Source organism: Streptomyces sp. URMC 123, from assembly GCF_051386515.1.
Taxonomy (GTDB): domain Bacteria; phylum Actinomycetota; class Actinomycetes; order Streptomycetales; family Streptomycetaceae; genus Streptomyces.
This window is the reverse complement of record NZ_JBPQTV010000673.1, coordinates 1-715: the sequence shown is the minus strand read 5'-3', so window position 1 is coordinate 715 and position 715 is coordinate 1. Positions and strand designations below refer to the sequence as shown.

Below are 715 nucleotides of genomic sequence, written 5' to 3'. Positions count from 1 at the left end.
GCACAAAGCGGGGTGGGGGGGCTCGCGCTCCCTGAGTGCCGGGCGCCGGTGGAGTCGCGACCCGTCGCGCGTGTGGGAAAGTCGCACGTGTGATCAATAACGATGGCCGCACGCGTCGCGAACTCGTCGCCGTTGACGGATTGACTGCCGCAGATGCCGTGCTCGTCCATCGGGAGGCACTTCGGGTACTGCGTTCGGACATCGACGCGGCTCACCTCGACGCGTACAGCGACGACGCTTGGCCACCCGCGGTGCTGCCGTCGTACGAGCGGGCGTTGTCCTTGGCCTGCGAACAGGCTGGGGACGGCACCCGCTCCCGGCGTATCGATCCGGTGGGGATCGACATCGACGTCCACGACGACGGACAGTTTGAAATTCTGTCCGACCTGGTCCCCTACACGATCAACGCCGAGGGCTGGAGAGGCGGCCGGTTGATCTTCAGCGCCGGCGACACGGGAACGTCCCTGTGGATTGCCGTCACACAGGAACAGGAGACAGAACTTCTCTCCCGGCTGGGGAAGCTGGGCATTCCATCGACAGCACTCGCCGTCACGTCACGTGGCCGTCAGCGCGCGATCACGGCACAACGATGACGAGCGTGGAGCCGCGGGACGGCCGCAACCACCTGTGGTTTTCCACCCCCACCGCGGGCGCGTCGCTCTACGGGCCGGAGGGGACGTGGCGGGGTGCCCCCGCAGCGCGGCGCACATGCTCC

At 67.7% G+C, this 715-nt stretch carries 1 protein-coding gene; it reads left to right on the top strand.

Going from position 1 to position 715, the window contains the following annotated elements:
* The first annotated feature begins 89 nt into the window (after positions 1-89).
* Complete coding sequence (locus tag ACSNOD_RS31575) at positions 90-593, top strand: hypothetical protein (protein ID WP_436770500.1); 504 nt, start codon at positions 90-92, stop codon at positions 591-593.
* The last annotated feature ends 122 nt before the right edge of the window (positions 594-715 follow it).